The organism is Bradyrhizobium sp. 2TAF36 (genome assembly GCF_052114925.1).
GTDB classification, from domain to species: domain Bacteria; phylum Pseudomonadota; class Alphaproteobacteria; order Rhizobiales; family Xanthobacteraceae; genus Bradyrhizobium; species Bradyrhizobium barranii.
In genome coordinates this window covers 13963-29619 of sequence record NZ_JBFRFR010000090.1, presented here as the reverse complement: position 1 = coordinate 29619, position 15657 = coordinate 13963, and the positions used below count along the sequence as shown (strand labels likewise).

20 protein-coding genes and 3 pseudogenes are annotated in these 15657 nt (G+C 58.4%); 10 read left to right on the top strand and 13 right to left on the bottom strand.

The annotated features are described in order from the left end of the window. Positions 1 to 405 precede the first annotated feature (405 nt). The 4 genes and pseudogenes from AB4Z51_RS37500 to ku all read right to left on the bottom strand — a co-directional run bounded on the left by AB4Z51_RS37500 (position 406) and on the right by ku (position 2491). The gene (locus AB4Z51_RS37500; protein ID WP_441499143.1) at positions 406 to 879 is read right to left on the bottom strand and encodes an SRPBCC domain-containing protein; all 474 of its coding nucleotides are present in this window, start codon (positions 877 to 879) and stop codon (positions 406 to 408) included. Between the two features lie 258 nt (positions 880 to 1137). After that, positions 1138 to 1294: pseudogene (locus AB4Z51_RS37495) on the bottom strand (cell envelope biogenesis protein TolA); the annotation flags it as partial. A gap of 31 nt (positions 1295 to 1325) precedes the next feature. Next, positions 1326 to 1541, bottom strand: coding sequence for a hypothetical protein (locus tag AB4Z51_RS37490; protein WP_441499142.1), 216 nt, complete (start codon positions 1539 to 1541; stop codon positions 1326 to 1328). A 20-nt stretch (positions 1542 to 1561) separates the two neighbouring features. Then, a pseudogene (gene ku, locus AB4Z51_RS37485) lies at positions 1562 to 2491 on the bottom strand (non-homologous end joining protein Ku). Between the two features lie 141 nt (positions 2492 to 2632). Here ku and AB4Z51_RS37480 point away from each other — a divergent pair. The 4 genes and pseudogenes from AB4Z51_RS37480 (at position 2633) to AB4Z51_RS37465 (ending at position 4388) form a co-directional block, all read left to right on the top strand. Then, entirely contained in the window at positions 2633 to 3028 is a 396-nt protein-coding gene (locus AB4Z51_RS37480) for a hypothetical protein (protein WP_441499146.1), read from the top strand. Between the two features lie 29 nt (positions 3029 to 3057). Continuing rightward, the gene (locus tag AB4Z51_RS37475) at positions 3058 to 3507 is read left to right on the top strand and encodes a hypothetical protein (RefSeq protein WP_212428798.1); all 450 of its coding nucleotides are present in this window, start codon (positions 3058 to 3060) and stop codon (positions 3505 to 3507) included. 2 nt (positions 3508 to 3509) lie between these two features. Continuing rightward, a pseudogene (locus tag AB4Z51_RS37470) lies at positions 3510 to 4224 on the top strand (SOS response-associated peptidase). Continuing rightward, positions 4221 to 4388, top strand: coding sequence for a hypothetical protein (locus AB4Z51_RS37465; protein WP_441499141.1), 168 nt, complete (start codon positions 4221 to 4223; stop codon positions 4386 to 4388). The pseudogene AB4Z51_RS37470 and the gene AB4Z51_RS37465 overlap by 4 nt, the downstream one beginning before the upstream one ends. 47 nt (positions 4389 to 4435) lie before the next feature. Here the strand turns inward: AB4Z51_RS37465 and AB4Z51_RS37460 are convergent, their stop codons facing one another. The 3 genes from AB4Z51_RS37460 to AB4Z51_RS37450 all read right to left on the bottom strand — a co-directional run bounded on the left by AB4Z51_RS37460 (position 4436) and on the right by AB4Z51_RS37450 (position 6097). After that, on the bottom strand, positions 4436 to 4774 hold the full coding sequence (locus tag AB4Z51_RS37460) for a hypothetical protein (protein WP_441499140.1): 339 nt from the start codon (positions 4772 to 4774) through the stop codon (positions 4436 to 4438). A gap of 581 nt (positions 4775 to 5355) precedes the next feature. Continuing rightward, a complete protein-coding gene (locus AB4Z51_RS37455) occupies positions 5356 to 5688 on the bottom strand; it encodes a hypothetical protein (RefSeq protein WP_441499139.1) in 333 nt (110 codons plus the stop codon). A 244-nt stretch (positions 5689 to 5932) separates the two neighbouring features. Further along, positions 5933 to 6097 carry a hypothetical protein gene (locus AB4Z51_RS37450; RefSeq protein WP_441499138.1) on the bottom strand — a complete coding sequence of 55 codons (165 nt, stop codon included), beginning with the start codon at positions 6095 to 6097 and terminating at the stop codon, positions 5933 to 5935. 167 nt (positions 6098 to 6264) lie between these two features. Here AB4Z51_RS37450 and AB4Z51_RS37445 point away from each other — a divergent pair, with 167 nt between their 5' ends. Continuing rightward, complete coding sequence (locus tag AB4Z51_RS37445) at positions 6265 to 6438, top strand: hypothetical protein (RefSeq protein WP_441499137.1); 174 nt, start codon at positions 6265 to 6267, stop codon at positions 6436 to 6438. A 595-nt stretch (positions 6439 to 7033) separates the two neighbouring features. Here the strand turns inward: AB4Z51_RS37445 and AB4Z51_RS37440 are convergent. The 3 genes from AB4Z51_RS37440 to AB4Z51_RS37430 form a co-directional block, all read right to left on the bottom strand. Beyond that, positions 7034 to 7843 carry a hypothetical protein gene (locus AB4Z51_RS37440; RefSeq protein WP_441499136.1) on the bottom strand — a complete coding sequence of 270 codons (810 nt, stop codon included), beginning with the start codon at positions 7841 to 7843 and terminating at the stop codon, positions 7034 to 7036. Between the two features lie 1618 nt (positions 7844 to 9461). Then, positions 9462 to 9584: a hypothetical protein gene (locus AB4Z51_RS37435; protein WP_301309079.1), complete on the bottom strand. Its 123-nt coding sequence runs from the start codon at positions 9582 to 9584 to the stop codon at positions 9462 to 9464. 52 nt (positions 9585 to 9636) lie between these two features. Further along, the gene (locus AB4Z51_RS37430) at positions 9637 to 9858 is read right to left on the bottom strand and encodes a helix-turn-helix domain-containing protein (RefSeq protein ID WP_309248202.1); all 222 of its coding nucleotides are present in this window, start codon (positions 9856 to 9858) and stop codon (positions 9637 to 9639) included. An 824-nt stretch (positions 9859 to 10682) separates the two neighbouring features. Between AB4Z51_RS37430 and AB4Z51_RS37425 the strand changes: the two genes are divergently transcribed. Beyond that, positions 10683 to 10904: a hypothetical protein gene (locus AB4Z51_RS37425; RefSeq protein WP_441499135.1), complete on the top strand. Its 222-nt coding sequence runs from the start codon at positions 10683 to 10685 to the stop codon at positions 10902 to 10904. 39 nt (positions 10905 to 10943) lie between these two features. On the opposite strand, the gene AB4Z51_RS37420 is transcribed toward AB4Z51_RS37425, so the two are convergent. Together AB4Z51_RS37420 and AB4Z51_RS37415 are read right to left on the bottom strand one after the other, a co-directional pair. Then, complete coding sequence (locus AB4Z51_RS37420; RefSeq protein WP_354266852.1) at positions 10944 to 11069, bottom strand: hypothetical protein; 126 nt, start codon at positions 11067 to 11069, stop codon at positions 10944 to 10946. A gap of 355 nt (positions 11070 to 11424) precedes the next feature. Then, complete coding sequence (locus AB4Z51_RS37415; RefSeq protein WP_135217282.1) at positions 11425 to 11667, bottom strand: DUF6894 family protein; 243 nt, start codon at positions 11665 to 11667, stop codon at positions 11425 to 11427. Between the two features lie 691 nt (positions 11668 to 12358). Here AB4Z51_RS37415 and AB4Z51_RS37410 point away from each other — a divergent pair. Beyond that, complete coding sequence (locus AB4Z51_RS37410) at positions 12359 to 12925, top strand: hypothetical protein (protein ID WP_441499134.1); 567 nt, start codon at positions 12359 to 12361, stop codon at positions 12923 to 12925. Between the two features lie 92 nt (positions 12926 to 13017). Here the strand turns inward: AB4Z51_RS37410 and AB4Z51_RS37405 are convergent, their stop codons facing one another. Next, a complete protein-coding gene (locus tag AB4Z51_RS37405; protein WP_244623404.1) occupies positions 13018 to 13239 on the bottom strand; it encodes a hypothetical protein in 222 nt (73 codons plus the stop codon). A gap of 290 nt (positions 13240 to 13529) precedes the next feature. Between AB4Z51_RS37405 and AB4Z51_RS37400 the strand changes: the two genes are divergently transcribed. The 3 genes from AB4Z51_RS37400 to AB4Z51_RS37390 all read left to right on the top strand — a co-directional run bounded on the left by AB4Z51_RS37400 (position 13530) and on the right by AB4Z51_RS37390 (position 15201). Next, positions 13530 to 13736, top strand: a complete 207-nt coding sequence (locus tag AB4Z51_RS37400) for a hypothetical protein (protein WP_441499133.1) — start codon at positions 13530 to 13532, stop codon at positions 13734 to 13736. Positions 13737 to 13775: 39 nt separating this feature from the next. Next, the gene (locus AB4Z51_RS37395) at positions 13776 to 14138 is read left to right on the top strand and encodes a hypothetical protein (RefSeq protein ID WP_441499132.1); all 363 of its coding nucleotides are present in this window, start codon (positions 13776 to 13778) and stop codon (positions 14136 to 14138) included. A 523-nt stretch (positions 14139 to 14661) separates the two neighbouring features. Beyond that, positions 14662 to 15201: an ATP-dependent DNA ligase gene (locus AB4Z51_RS37390; protein WP_244623406.1), complete on the top strand. Its 540-nt coding sequence runs from the start codon at positions 14662 to 14664 to the stop codon at positions 15199 to 15201. Positions 15202 to 15657: the final 456 nt, after the last annotated feature.

Below are 15657 nucleotides of genomic sequence, written 5' to 3'. Positions count from 1 at the left end.
TCAGGGAATCACGAATCGCCCAAAAGCAAAATCCTAAAACGCAAGAAAGCGAGGTCCAACACCCCGCTTTCCTGCAAAATCGAATACTACATCAAGACAAATTCTGCTTATTTCTCAGATCAATCCGCATTCTTCACGGACGACCCACTAATGAGAACGCACGCGCGCTGATATCCATGATGGCCCGGAGCAAATGCTCCAATCAAAGGCCGGATACATTGATGCAAGACCACTCACCACCTGATCGATGAACCTCTTGCTACGCACGGCCGGACCATACAGCACAAGCGGCGGTCGAGGCAAATTGGGCTCGACGTCCGGTTTTGCGGCGGCGAGAGCAGACATGATCTTGGCTCAAGCATTCTTCGGCTGAGGGCTAGACCGAGACATGCTCCAGACAGCGGCTCAACGACCGCAAACGGTTTCCACAAACTCCGCCAGGTTTTCAAGAGAGGATGCCATCCCTAATTCATGATCGGCTCTGCTTATGCCTTGCGGCACGTTCTCTGCGACGACGCTCACAAGCGTCTTTTCGCCCCACGGGTGAAGAAACCAGCTCATTATCATAGTGCCCGCAAATTCAGGTCGGTCGGACACAAAATCGATAGCTTGAACAATGCTTCCATCCGGCACAAGCCTGAGGAACCGCCCTGATACGACGTCCGTCCGAGACGACGATTTTCCGATATCATTGTTGAACGACAAGATAATTTTAAAGCATCCCCCCTCCCGCGCTTCGCACTTTTCAACGTTCGCCACAGCGCCTGCAGGCGCAATCCACCGCATCAGTTTTTCCGATTGAATGCATGCATCGTAGATGCAAGCCGAATTGGCGGAGATCAGGCGCGAGGATGCGTGTGTCCGGTCGGTGTCGTTCATGGCCGCTCCCTGCTTGAACGCCTCAAGTCATCCTATCCATCCAAGACGGTTCAAACGGTCGCATCCCGACAAGCCGATCTTGATTTCTATTTTGAGGGTAGCAGCCAACCCGATATGGAACTCCATTTGCGCAAATTAGCCCGCCATGCCTCAGCGGACCTCAAGGGTGCACTGCTACTTCGCCGATGGGCCGAAGCCGTCCATCCCGCTCAAGGTAGGAGACATCCGCTTGGCGTTAATGGATCGACGTTTACCCTGGGGTTTGGACATGGTCACGGCAACCACGTCGGGATCGTCCGTTCCTTGGCGAAATCCTGATGGAAGAGATCGTACCCGCGCCCCATGCCTCCACCACCGCCTTCATGGACGGCGGGCGATTCGCGAGATCGTAGAATCCCAGCGAGGTCTGGAAGATCCCTTGCCAAGTCGCGCCCGCTCGCGGCTAGTCAGCGCCGCCGGGCGACCCACATTCCGAGCACGAACGCGACGGCGAGCGATTGCAGCGGGGCTTTGAGGGTCACCTTGCGGAGGCGATCCGCCGAAACGAGGGCGGCATCCTGCGAGGGCGACTGGGCCGGCCGCGGGCGCGCATCAGCCGCCTGCTCTAGCCCGTTCGTCAGCCCGGACGCTTCGGTCATCGCGGAGGTTTCGTTCATTTCCATGCGGATCTCCTGCTTCGGCGTCAGGCCGACTTTCGCCGCGTCCCTGCTGCCGGCTTCTTCGCGGCGGTCTCCTTGGCGGTCTTCTTGCCGGCGATCGGCATTAGCATTTCCTTCTGGCCAGCTGCCGCCTTTTTCGCCTTCGTTGCCGGCTTCTTGGAAGACTTGGTCTCGGCCGCAGCGCCGCCCACGCTTCGGCGGAGCGCTTCCATCAGATCGACGACATTCTCGCCTTTCGGCCGGTCCTTCGCCACGATCGGCTTGCCGGCGCGCTTCTGGTTGATGAGATCGACCAGGGCGGTTTCGTACTGGTCCTCGAACTTGTCGGGTTCGAAATTGCCGGCCTTCTGCTCGACGATGTGCCGGGCGAGATCGAGCATGTCCTTGGTGACTTTGACGTCSTCGATCTCGTCGAAATAYTCSKYCGGATCGCGSACTTCGTASGGGTAGCGCAGCAGCGTCCCCATMAGGCCCTTGTCSAGCGGCTCSRGCGCGATGATGTGCTCKCGRTTGGTCAGCACCACGCGCCCGATCGCGACCTTGTCCATCTCSCGGATSGTCTCGCGGATCACCGCGAARGCATCRTGGCCAACCTTGCCGTCAGGTCTGAGGTAATAGGGGCGGATTAGGTAGCGCGGATCGATGTCGGTCTTGTCGACAAACTCGTCGATCTCGATAGTCCGGGTCGATTCCAGGGCGACGTTCTCGAGCTCTTCCTTGGTCACCTCGATGAACGTGTCGGTGTCCACCTTGTAGCCCTTGACGATGTGCTCGTTGGGCACCTCGTCGCCCGTGTCGGCGTCGACCTTGAGGTACTTGATGCGGTGGCCAGTCTGCCGGTTGAGCTGGTTAAACGAGATCTTTTCGCTCTCCGAGGTCGCCGGCTATAGCGCCACCGGGCACGTGACGAGCGAGAGTCGCAGGAAACCTTTCCAGTTCGCTCGCGGGGCCATGATTACGCAAAACTCCGATTGGGGGCGGCTCGGATTCAAGACGACCGTCGGTCCATGGTTCCGACAGCTAGTAGGAGCGCCCGGAGGATATTTTTTTTGACCGCTATCGACTCTTTTGTTCTTCTTATGTTCTATTGGGATATGACCGACCGACCCGCGAGCTGGCGAATGCCGACCCTCAAGCAGATGGAAAAAATGGCCGCTGTCGTGGGCGGAAACGTGCCTCCGAAACCAGGATTGGCTCCGGAAGAGGATTTGCCGCCGGAATACTGGCAGGCGCTCCCGGAAGACCCGCGCGCCGACGCTCGGCCTGGCCCCTTAGGAAGAGCGATGCGGCTGTGCCAAATGTCCCAGCACATTCTAAGGGTCGAGTGCCGTCGCTGCAGTCGTACCGTCGAGATCCAAAAGGTAGATGCCATTCGTCTCTATGGTTCGGAGGCGCTCTGGCGAGACGTCGGACAACGGCTGCTGGACAACACCTGCACGCAACGGACTGGGCGTCACGAGGAAGACGGCTGCTGGCCTGCGTTCGAGTAGGCGTCAGCGCTGCGGGACTGGATGCTGCCATGGCACCGAAGCATCACCCGACGCCCCTTAGCGGCGGCGATCGCAAAGCGCTCGCCAAGGAGCTGGGCCGGGCCCGCGCAATGACAACGATTCTCGCAGGACAGGCCGCTGAAGCCCGCACCAAAGGCGAAGCTCTCATTCGTCAAGCCGATAAGCTGCTCTGCGAATCCTGGAATGAGCGCATGTGGGCGGATGGCGGACCGATTGACCCGTCGCCAACAGTCGACCAGGCGATCAACGGTGGCTATCCTTGGCTCGAGATCGAGTGTTCGCGCTGCAAGACCCGGCGGGATGTCGATCTCGCCAAGCTGCGTCACCCGCCGACGACCTTCGTCCATGACCTGGCCGGCCGACTCCGCTGCAGCAAGTGCGCCAAGGCCAACCGCCGCCCGTCCACGACGTTGCTGCAGTTGGCCCAACGGGCACGGCATCCCGATTTGGAGACCTGACCTTGTGCAACTTGTATTCGATCACCACCAATCAGGCCGCCATCAGCGCGCTGTTCCGCGTGGTCAACCGATACGTCGGCAACCTCGCGCCGATGCCCGGCGTGTTCCCGGAGTACAAGGCGCCGATTGTTCGAACCGGCGCAGAAGGCCGTGAGCTCACCACTGCGCGATGGGGCATGCCGTCCTCATCCAAGGCGCTTAGTCACTAAAAAACGCGCCGAGAAGCTGCAGGCGAAGGGCAAGTCGGTCGACTTCAAAGACTTACTCAGGATGGAGCCCGACTCCGGCACCACTAACATCCGCAAGGTTGAGAGCAAGCACTGGACACGATGGCTCGGAGCGCAGCATCGCTGCGTGGTGCCGTTCAATAGTTTCAGCGAGTTCAACAAGGCTGAGGGCGGCGACATCTGGTTCGCACTCGACGAGACCCGCCCGCTCGCATGTCTCGCCGGCATCTGGACAAACTGGACATCGGTTAGGAAGGTCAAGGAAGGTGAGACCACCAACGACCTCTTTGCATTCCTGACGACGGGACCAAACGCCGAGGTATTTGCCATCCACCCGAAGGCGATGCCGGTGATCCTGACGACGCCCGACGAGGTTGAGACCTGGATGACCGCACCATGGGATGAAGCCAAGAGCTTACAGCGTCCTCTTGCAGACGGTGCGCTGCGAATCGTGGCACGAGGGGTGAAAGAGGATCAGGTTGCAGCATGAAACAAACCAAGGCACGTCCCTATTCCGATCCAGCTACCGCTTCGCGCAAACTGGTTGAACTGGCGACCAGCATTGAGGCCATCAACGGACACATTCACATTGAGAAGATCAACGCGCCGTGCCGCGGCGGCCTCACGGCGGCTGCCGCGACCTATCATTCATAGGGTACTGTGGTTCAATGATCAGCGACTTCTTGTGTCCGCCAGCCGACCTATTTGTCAGTGAAGAACGTCAACAGCACTTTCCCCTTTTCGCCAATCAGGCACAGAAACGTTCTGCGCGTATCGTTCTTCCCTTTTTCTAGATAGGCGTCACCGATGACGATTGTCTTGATCGGAGTGTCCTCCACCTTCGTGTTTGCCTTCGCGACCGTCATGCCGTCAACATCGAGTGTTACGTCTTTGATTGCCGGGTTGCGTTCCCGAAGAGCCATCAGTCCGGTTGTTCGGCATGCTTCCAACTCGGGATTCGGGGTCTGCGCCAATGCAGACTCGAGGCAGGCGCAAACCACGATCATCGCGAGCGCAGTACGTAAACGTTGAACGTTCATTTTGGGCTCCAAACTGAAAGCCCGCGCGGCAGAACCGAACGGCCATCATTTCGCGCTAGAGTGCAGGGTTGAAGCGTGAACAACCTAATATAGCGCGAATTGTTCCTCGCGAGTTCGACACCATGCTGAAAGTTCTCGGTTGAGCCTGCAACTGCACCTGAGCGGCAGGTTGTGCGACTCAAGGCGGCTGGCGAGGATTGGAAACAATCAACCCTTCCGGAGGGGACCACTCGCTTGTTGGCGCGTTGAACTCAACCAGCGCCTTGGCAGACCGAAAGACGCGAATGTTTATTCGACGGTGGATCTTTTTACTCCTGATGGTCGCTCTCGCCGGCTCAGTAGTGGCAAGCGTCCGATATTACTTCAGCAAGTGCCACGGCATGGATGCGTGTGCGGCTGCGGAGGCAGAAAGCCACGAGCGAGACAAGCCAGCCGAGCCTCAGTAATTGCGGTAGGTCGGAGCATCGCAGCGACCGCTGACACTTAACGATGGCTTGCTCGATAAATAGCTCACCCGACGGAGAAGTAAGGCCACCTCAATTGGCGGCCTCTTTCACATATGCGGACTTTTCGCGGGACGATCAATCGCCTCGGCTACTGCGCCACGCCGCTCCAATGAGCCAGAACACGAACCTTACAAATATGATCGCGGCCGTAATCTGGATCCAAATGAAACCGCCAAGCTCACGCAAAACAATTTCGGCTTGAGCGCCCCAGTAACCAGGAAGCGCATCGCCGACTGCTTCAATACTATGCGTGCCAGTCCGCAGAGCCCATTTGATCCACTCAGGCTTGTAAAAGAGCGCAGCGCCGAGCAAAACCCACGTCAGAATGGCGGTGCTGATCCTAAAAGAATGCACCCTGGCGTGGTGTTTGAAGGCCGCGAACCTTCCGTTTTCGCCGGCCTGAGCCATGTCACTTCTTGCTTGCTATGACGGTAGTTGTGAAGACGCTGTCGCCCTGCAGTGTAATCGAAACCCGCGCTTTGGACCAGACAGAGCGCTGGCCCGAAGATGTCTCAGAGGCCGTTGACGGGGAGATCCAGCACCGCTGTCGCCTGCAACTAAGCGGTGTCCTTTTGCATCTGCAGGAGTTTGTCGATCGTCACGCTGCGCAGGATATGCGGCAGTTCAGCTTGCACCTGGTTTCGCTGCGCGGCTAAGCCGTGTGACCCGGATCAATATTCTTCGGCGTTTTCTTTTCCCGCTGGGGCGTCATCTTCGTCGGACTTTCTTTTCCCGGCACGCCACGCGGCCCAAGTTTTTGGCGCTGAATGTCGTCTTCAGAAAGTTCAGGTTCGCGGCCGTTCGGTTGTCTGGGCATATCGAACTCCGAAAAAGCGCGCGGGCCCTGCACCATACACCGCAGGTATACCGCGCGCCGCGACGGCCCGTGAGCAGACCGCCGAACAAAGAACCACAATCGTGCGCCCAATGTTCCTATTGGAACCATCCACTTGATGCGAGTTTTACCGTGCACAGGAGGACACCATGGCAGTCAATAAACCGGTCGGCGACAATGCACGTAAGGGCGCGGTGAAGAAGCGTACCCAGCTCAAGAACCCTCTCACGAAGACCTCCACCAAGCGCAACAAGAAGGGCGGACAATTTATGGCCGTCAAGAAAAGCGCGGTGAAGTACAAGGGCGTTCGGAAAGAGAAGTGAAATTCTTCATAGCAGCGGCAATCATCCCCACAGTGCTTATTGCGTTTTCGGTGTGGGTGATTGCTCTGTGATCTGAGAACTGTCCGGTGCTGCCCACGGCGAGGTTGCGCTGATCGCGCTTTCTGCCCCGCGAGCGCGCAAGCACCCTTGTATGAACTTCTTCGTGTTGCCTTTGCAGGTGGCGCGGATCTTTAGTTTTCTGAAGCCAGCTAGCGGGTAGGCGATGCAAAAGGCCCCCGGTCGAGAACCGAGGGCCTTGGGTGGCGCTAGGAGTACATCCGTCCTAGTGGTGCCAAAGAGCTAATTAAGACGCTTTCGGTCTACTTCGATTTCCACGATGACGGCCTCAACGTCAGGAGTGTCTTCGCCGTTCGCTCTGTTGCATTCACAGGGCATGCCGGCGCCGCACTGACAACCGCCATCACCTTCGGTCCACGCTTTACCAGGATGATTTTCGCACACCCAGCCGAGACCGTGGCAGACACGACATTTCACATCAGTCATCATCAGGTGTAACGCGGCCGCAATTGCGCACGTTCCTAACGAAAAGCCTCGCTATCTAAAGCGCGGGCCAGTTTACAGGAGAGAAATCGATCTAAACCGGCTGTGCCTGCCGTAAATCACATCCGGCCATATTGATGGTGCAGTCCGCCCAGGATCGGGCGGCAGACGACATTCCCGGCCCACTCAACGCCGCGAGGGACCGGGGCATCCTGCGGTCCCTGACTAAGTAACGGGGGATTTGCTCCCAGCCGCAGGCTTGCGTGAGCTGATTGGCGATCCATTCGGCCGTCGGGTGCGCGGTCACCCCAAACCACAGGATCTGTCGCCGGCCATGGCCCATGATCAGCAAACCATAGAGCAGCCGGAACGAGATTGTTGGCACGACGAACAGGTCGATTGCGACAATGCCATCCGCATGGTTGCGAAGGAATGTCTTCCATCCCTGCGAGGGAGGGCCCCTCCTCCGCGCCATATATTTGGCGACACTGGTCTGGCCGATCTCGATGCCGAGCTTGAGAAGCTCTCCATGGATTCTCGGCGCTCCCCACAACGGGTTGGCGATGCTCATCTCGCGGATCAGCCGGCGAATTTCCAACGGTACAGTCGGTCGACCGCAGCGGTGCCGCGATTTCCGGCGCCAATACAATCTGAAACCAGCACGGTGCCAACGGATCACGGTGTCCGGCTTCACAATCGTCAGCGCCTTGATGGTATTCGGCACCAAACGATACAGCCCAACAAAGATCAGGCGATCCATGGCACTGAAGGCCACTCTCTTCGGCTGGTGCCGTCGCTGGATGTTAAGTTGATGACGAAGGATCAGGATCTCAGCTTCCAACGAGACCCGCGACCGGAACAATAAGACCAGCACCGACCAGACCAGGCTGTAAGCTTCTCTCATGACACAGAAGCATTGCGCGATTCGGCCTCACGTGCCAGCCGGATAAGGTTTCCGACAGGGACAGCATTGCAACAATGAACGGCGCCTGATCTCCCATTCGAGTCCAGGCTGTGTAAAAACGCGGGGGCAGGCACCATCATCCTGGTGGCCGACGCACCGATAGAGCGGCATTGACGAGCCTTCCATCAACTCTTCGTCGGTAATGACTTCACAGGAGCCCGCCGGTAACAGCCGGTCGATACTCGCGATCCGGAATGGACACTTGAAAATTACTGTTTCACGAGGGAAAAGGCAGATCACTTGCCTCCCGAGGACCGCGAGGACCTTCTGAAAAAGGCCCGCGAAGCCGATATCGCCGCCCACATTGACGGATGGCTTAACTCGCGCGGATTGCTGCCACCGAAGTAAGGCTATGATTCTGGCTGATTTGGAAGCTAAAGGAGGTGCGTTTGGCAGCCGACCTGGTTTTGAAAATTGCCATCATAGGACTAGGTGTCTTTTCAATGGTTCTTGTCTCTATGTTGTATTCAATCTTTGAGAGAGAGGCCGCCTCAGTTGGCGGCCTCGCCGTTAACAGTCAGTACCGACGATAGCCCCTGTGATAGCCATACGCACGGTGGTATCCGTAACCTCGACGCACGCCATAGCCATAGCGACCGACGCCGTAGCCATACCGTCGATAGACCGGTGCCGTGCGGACACAGCCGTTCGGACCACAAACCAAGGCGACGCTCTCAACGTTTGATGTTTGTCCGAGAGGAGCGAGCGGCATAGCCGATGCCGCACCAGCGGTGAACGCGACGCCGCTGAGCGCGATTAGTCCAACGAGTGCGAGCTTGAGTTTCATAAGTGTCCTCCTGTGGAGCGCTAGAACGTACGGCACAGTAGAAGGTGCACATGAACGAGGGATGAGCAGGATTTTAATTTCCGATGTTAAGGCCATCGACACCCGCAAGGCACGCGGCGGATTTTTCGCGTGCCACAACACGGAATTGACCGGTCATACAAGGATACTATGTCCGACAAACTCGATTTTATCAAATACCTTATCTCAACGCTCGCCGCTGCTTCCACGAAGCTTCTTGCTGCGAACCCAGCAAACGCAGACACGGCCGGTCGTCTCAATCAGATCGTACGTACGGCTGACGACAATGTGTCTGATGGCCATTGGGCTCGCATCGCACCGCTGTACGAGCCGTTAGCGCCAAAACTGGAATTGGCAGTGATGCATGTAAACGCGGATATCATTGCCGGTCAGAAGCCCGCGCCTGACTTCCATACATACTTCTGCTTGCGGCCGAAGTGCAGAACTGACCACCATATTGCCGTCGCAACTGGCTGTGTGTACCGAAAACCTTATCCGTGTGTGATGCCGCGTTGGAATCGCCTAAGCTGGCGGAATGATCGGGCTGTTCTGCTTCGTTCTTGCCGTCCTGGCCTCGCCCTGATCGGATCAATCCGGTGTGAATGTGTGGACCACATCATTGTCCTGGGGGAGACACATCTGCGCCGGATTCTGAGATCTTACGCTCGCTACTATAATGCGACGCGGACACACTTGGCCTTGGATAAGGATGCGCCCGTTTCTCGCCCGGTTCAGCGAACCGGTGCGGTCAGGTCACGTGCCATCCTGAGCGGACTTCATCACCACTACGCCCGAGCTTAAGTTTTCGGTAGAGACCACCATGCAAAGCCCGGTTGCTGCTGCCGGGGGCAAAATAGAGCCGATCATCGGCATCATCGGCGTCGCCACGACCAGCAGCAATACGAGCGACGCGAGCGGCTGTGCCGCATCATTGGAGGCGCGATTTCACCAGAGTGTCCGAGGGTCGTTCGCCGAACTGAAGACGATAACTCCTCGCGAAATCCCCCAAGTGCCAAAATCCGAAAGCGAGCGCACACGCCTTTACACTATCCGCTCCGGCCAGCAGTCGTTGCCGCACGAGCCAGAGACGCCTCAGGCGCAAATATCGGTGGAGGCTCATTCCTCGGTATCGCTTGACCGCCTCGTGCATGGTCCGCACCGAGGCGCCAACTTCTCGCGCAAGTTCATCACTGTAGACCGGACGCCCAATGTTACCGGACAATACTTCCTGAATATCTCGGAAAATCCTGAAATACCCGAGGCAATTCGCATGAAAGGCCCATCTTGCGTCAACCACGTCGGCGAATGCGGCATCAATTCCAGCCAGTAGGGACTCCCGGATTGCGGACGAGGCGTTGCCCGTCTCGCAGGCATCGAATGTCGCGGAAATTGACAGGATCTGCCTCACGAGCTCGCGCAGCCAATGCTGCGCAGCGGTGCTCGTTTCTAACGCTTTCCAGTTGGGACCGGCCTGGGGCCAGCCACGATCCTGTATCGTTGGCGTGAAAATAATCGATGTGAATTGCCGCTCGGCTCGTTCGACCGTGGAATATGCAGCACCGCTGCCGCCGATCGCGATAGCTGAGTGATCTCTTTCGACCCCGTTGAAGCGAATGGGAAACCCGTCATCCATCGAGAACCCGACAGCTGTGCAATTGTCGGCAAGCTGACCATCGGCGATGCGCGGGAAAGACTTGGCAAAATTGATGTCACATCCCGGGAGACTTAGGATGACTTGCTCAGCAGAGATTTTCCGTGCGAGAGGCGTAAATTCGACCTTCAGATTTCGCACGGCTGTTCGATACTGATCGAGATCAGTAAAGCGAAATACCTTTGGCGCTAATACAGCGAGAGCCGTTATTCTCTCCTATCGAGGGCCAAGGCGGCCCTCTAACAATACTAAAGCCGAATCGGGGTCTACGGATTCCGGAATACTACGGATTGAATGTATAGCGACCAACACGTCAGAGCTCAATGAGCCAGCAGAAGAACGAGGATCATTCTGGAGCTGTCCAGGACGGGCGCATCTACATCGAGCGGATCAATGTGCCGTTCCTGTTCAAGCTGAAGGGCAGCGGCAGCGAGTTCGGCGCGGGGCTCAAATACGCGATCGAACGCGCCTGGTTGTCGAAGCACGAAAGCGGCACTTACGTGAAGCTAATGCCGACCGGTGAAGATCTGCTGTCTCGCAAATAGGAAGGTGCTGGGCCGAAATAGGCAGCAAACCGAGGGGCCTTACAGGCGTGGTGCCAGGTAGTCGAGAACCTGGAAAAACCCGTAGAGGGCGAGCGCGGTCACAGCCGCGAAAGCAACAATCATCGTCGCCCATTCGCGTTTGGAAAATAGATCGAAGTCGAACATAAAGAGCCCCGCCAGGAATCCAGCGCCGAATGTGAAGCCGTCCTACTGACTGCCTTGCTTTTCCGGTGGAGACGGATGAATGAGGGCCTTCGCGTCCGTCGCCTGTGCGATTAGGACTGCAATTCCGTCCAGCGTTTGTCGGTCGTTGATTCCGAGCGACAGGCGCCGATACCGGGCGATCTTGTCCTCGTACTGACTGCACTTCTCACACATGGCTTCCGCTCGACCTAGAAGGCGGGAGCATGAAGCAATCTCAGTCACCGATGGGCGCCTCGGACGGAGCGGTGATCTCCGGACCATAAGCCAGAACTCGGGTTCCCGACAGAAGGAACACAGGCCAACGACGGAGGCGGCCTCAATGCCTGCGCCGTTCGACCGCGAATGTGAATTTGAGATGGAGCACCGGACCGCTGTCATCCCGGACTTCAATCGACAGCTGTTGGCTATCGCCCCCTAAGGTGCGGACGGCATCTCTGGCCATATCGGCAAGCGAGCGCGCCGCCTCTTCCTGCACCTTCTCTATGGTTGAGAGCTCTAGACCTTCCTCATCCGGGAAAATCTCGTCACCCTCTCTGATGTCAAAATAATACCGTCTCATCTGACCTAAACGACGCCGACCTCAAATTGTTCTTTTCGTAAAAGAAGGCCCTCTCAAATAAAACTAAGCTACCGAAGCCGGACAGGCGAGAACCTACCTCTGCTCGTTCCTCGCGAGAGACGCCAGTCTATCCAGTTGGCCGGCCAAACCGACATAGGTTCGGGCGATGTTTTTCAGGGCGGTGGCGCGGTCCTTGGAGATGCCGCTCGCGGAAGAAAGTCTCTTGTAGTGGTCAGAAAGTCTCTTGTAGTGATCAGCATGTTCGCGACACTCAGCAATGTTGTGGTCGAGAGGGTCGGCCGGCACGATTGAGGGCGAAGAACGCATACGCTACTCCGACACGACAACGGTATGAGACGGCCCCCGGCTGCAGGGGGCTTAGGGGTAGGCCGGAGAAGCTCCGCCAGCCGCGACGACTTAAATTTTCGCCCGCACTTGTTGTTCCCCTTGAGTCCCTTGTCCCGCAAGAAAAGGGCCCCAGCCCAAATGGGGGATGAGCCGGGGCCTAGAGGTTTGCCCTCACGAGCTTGAGGACTTCGGGAAAACTTGGCAGAAACCACGATGTTCCTGGCGTCGCTCCGGGGGGCCGACGTTGACGGGTCTCGACCGGTATATCGGCACCTCGCCGATGCCGGGGCAACGCTCATGATCGTGAGGCGCGGGAAGGCCAAGCGAGCGGGTGGGTTTCGGGATGAACGACGATGACGATGACGATGACGATCTTGGGCGGTTGATCCTGGCCAACACCAGAAAATGGAACAGCTTCTGGTATTGGCGCGACAAGCCTGTCGGCGAAAGAGGCATTGCGCGCGAAGTCCTTGAGGCCGCCAAAGCTGAGGTCACTGATCTGAGGTCAGTTGGCCAAGACCCGCCCTATTGCGAAGCCACGCTCGACGGCCAATTTTCTGGCATCGAGGTGACAGAACTGGTTCACCGTCCCACGCTCGAACGATCCATCAAGGCGGTGAGACAGCGGGCGCGAGGCGAAGAGCCTCGGAAGCCCGAAGCCTATTTCAACTGGGGCCGCGACGACCTCGTTGATGCCCTTCAAAATTTGCTGGATTTAAAAATTCGAAACCGCCAGTGCGAACTTACGAGCGGTACGTGCTCGTCATTCACACCGCCGAATTTTTCTTGGACAGCGGCACCGTCGAGCGCTTCCTGCAGCAGCGGCCTCATATCCCGCGCGTTTATTGGCTTGGAGCATGAACCCGGCAAAGGCTACCCGGTATTTGAGCTGGACCTAGTGCGCGTGTAGTTGTTAGCCTTCTGGTGGGCTTGGCGCGATATGTGGCAAGGGGGGCGAGCAGGCGGGCGGTCACTGCGTCGGAATTAGCGCCGAAGGGCGCCTTATGGTTGCTGCACCGCCAAGAGCCGTAGTCGCTCCTGTTGAAGTAGGCGCTGGTCGGTGCGCATCCGTTCGAGTTCGTCCTCGGCCTTGCTCGTATCCTGCTTCTGCCGTTTCAAACCAACGACGAGAGCCTCTTGCTCTGCAAGTCGCCGCTCGCCTTCAACTACCTGACGCTCGACCTGCCTTAGCTCGTCTAGGATGGGCTCCCTGTACATGTACATGGTGACACGCGCTCCAACAGGTTCTCGCCATCTAACCCCGAGTTCAAAGCTGCGTTCCTAACTGCAGACTAAAGTGGAATTGGCGAAGGAAGGCGTTGCTGATGAGGTCGGCGCACTTGATGCCTTGGGTCTCGGCGTCAGCTTGACCGAGGCGGTCGCGATCAAGCTCGTTCAAGCGGCTCAGCCGCAAATAGGAACGCCGGCTCCCGGGTCAGGTTGCCGTTAAGTCGCGCCGCCAGAGGCATGCGATTGCCGGTCTACCGCACGAACGGTTATGCGCCGAGGCAACGATGAAGACCAAGGTACCCAGTAGTTTCTCACACTATGCCGAGATGATCTCCTCAGCTGAGCAATTTTTCAAGGAGGCGACGGCCTGCCGCGAGGAGGCGGCTCGGAGCCTCGACCAGGTCGATCGAGAAGGCTGGTTGAAGCTTGCGCGCGAATGGACAGAGCTCGCGCTCGCGGCCGAGCGGGGCCAGATTTTCCRCCGGGATTAGTGGGGCCGTCTCTCTACCGTTGTCACATCGGAGTAGCGTATGCGTTCCTCGCCCTCGATCGTGCCCGCCGATCGCCTCGACCGTGACATCTATCTGGTGCTTGAAGACTTCGGCGCGCGCGCCGGTTGCGCCTGGCGCGAGAAGGATGAGGCTGACACTGGCCTCGAGGGCGTTCTGCAAAATCTCCTGTCCGGCCAGTACGCCTACCCGGTCCGAATTGTATCCTTCAATCCCATCGAGGGGTGGTCGCGGGATGCGACTTCCGACGTCGCGGATGCGCTGGCCCAGCGCGTAGCCGAGACCGACGCCGAGATCTCATCTGCGCTGCAAGACTTCATCGCCGCCAACGCCACACGACGCCTTGACATGCAGTTGGCCCTGCCCTTGCGCGGTGTCGCCTGAAGGCGCAACGCAGGCGAAAACAATCGAGTCAATGGCCCGGCGCTGACTCGGCTGTTGAAGGTCGACGCTTTGGCGTGGCGTGGTATCGCAACGAGATACCGAGCTGATGCGCTTTGACAGCCACCGATGAGACGCCTCGATTCAATTCGGCGGCTATGTCTTCGCGGCGGTGATTCCCGGCCATCGCCTTGAGTTTCTCAAGGTCTTCTGACGTCCATGGGCGAGCAGAATTGGCCATTGCCGATCCTCCAAAACGAAACTCTGGCCGGTAGCTCAATCTCGGCTGGGACTAAAAGTTTCAATGGGATCCCGCAGACCGCGCACAAATGCTGCGCCAGCGCGAGCCGCCGAGATCGCGCGCCGTCGAGATCCTGTTGCCTAAGGCAGGCGAAAGCGCGCCGCCTGGTCGCCGAGCTCGAGGTCGACCAGGACTAGGGAACAACTGGCAACCGCACGCCGCAGCACCTACTACGCGGCATGCCCCACGCCTTTGAGTTTTGCGTTCCGAAGGTCGCCAAAGGCTGTGCCGGCCGGCCCCGGCTGGATCCACGAGATCAAATATGACGGTTATCGCGCGCGCCTGGTGCGCGACGGCGAGGCCGTGCGGCTCGAGTCCAAGGCCGGCCTCGACTGGACCTGGCGCTTCCCCTGGATTGTCCAGACCGCCCGCCAGCTGCGTCAGGCGCGCTTTGCAATCGACGGCGAGATCGTGGTGCTCGACGCGCGCGGGATCTCCGATTTCAACGCGCTGCATTCGGGCAAGCACAACGCCGAGGCCAGCTCTACGCCTTCGACCTGCTCGAGCTCGTCGGCGACGATTTGCGCCAGCTGCCGCTATTCGAGCGCAAGGCCGAGCTCGGCAAGCTGCTGCGCCGCCGGCCGGAAGGAATCTTCGTCGCGCCATTCGAGCCAGGCGCGCTCGGTCCGGATCTGTTCGCGGCTGCTTGCGAGATGGGCCTCGAGGGCTCGTTTCCAAGCATCGGGAACGGCGCTATCGACCGCACACATGCGACTGAATCAAGATCAAGAATCGCGCGCATCCGGCTATGTCGCGCCGGTTTGAATGAAGCAGGCCCGCGCCAGGATTCGCAGCGCGGCCCGTCCATGCGTTAAATCGACCGCGCCCGCTACTCGGTCGCCTCGAACACGAAAAAAACGCCACGGTTGCCCGTTACGGGTTTCTCGCGCCCCCTGAGGCGGCCTTAGTGTCTGCTGATCGGCTCAAATCTATCGAGCTTGGTTGCGCCTTCCCAAAGTTCGACCGCGTGCGCGTCTACAAGCAATTTGGCTCGCTCCCGAGCCTCCGCCTCGTCCTGCACCTCAATGTCAATTCGAAGCGCAATGTGCCCCTCGCCATCGATTACATATGCGCGAAACTCTCGCATGATCCCGCTCCAAAACACCGCCTCGCCCTCAAGCAGGAACGAGTTTAGAGCTGATCTAAAATCACGTCACTATTGAAATTCGGCCCGCCAGCGTGAACCGGCGGCCAGACTTGCTTTTCCACACCCACGACCAG